Consider the following 516-nt stretch of genomic DNA (forward strand, 5'->3'; position numbering starts at 1 on the left):
GCGCAGCGCCTCCCACCGCTTGCGCAGGTGCTCGACGTCCTTGGCGCCGCGGACGAACGACATGTGCGGCGTGGTCGTGACCGCGCGCTCGGCGCCGGGCAGGCGGCCCGCGGCGGCGAGGTGGTGCCACAGCTCGCGCGAGAGCTCGTACTGCTCGTTGATCCGCACGGCCTTGCTGATGTCGACCGAGCCGTCGGGCCGCTCGGGCGTGTAGTTCAGCTCGCAGAGCGCGGCGTGCCCGGTGCCCGCGTTGTTCCACGGGTTGGAGCTCTCGAGCGCCGGGGCGTCCAGGCGCTCGTGGATCTCGACGCACCACGTGGGCTCGAGCGTCGTGAGGAGCGACGCGAGGGTCGCGCTCATGACGCCCCCTCCCACGAGGAGGGCGTCGACGTCGGCCGTGCTGCTGCGAACGGGTGCCACGGTCGCGATGCTAGGTCGACGTCGAGACAGATCCACGGGCCAGTCATGTGATGTTTGTCTCGTGGGACCTTGGTCACACGCCACCCGTGTGACGTG

At 70.7% G+C, this 516-nt stretch carries 1 protein-coding gene; it reads right to left on the minus strand.

The features are described 5' to 3' along the window. Positions 1-420 (minus strand): malate:quinone oxidoreductase (locus G3I71_RS46550; RefSeq protein ID WP_203733101.1); only part of this gene is annotated, 420 nt, incomplete at its 3' end. Positions 421-516 lie beyond the last annotated feature (96 nt).

Origin of the sequence: Streptomyces sp. SID12501 (genome assembly GCF_010550245.1) — a bacterium.
In the GTDB taxonomy this organism is placed as follows: Bacteria; Actinomycetota; Actinomycetes; order Streptomycetales; family Streptomycetaceae; genus Streptomyces.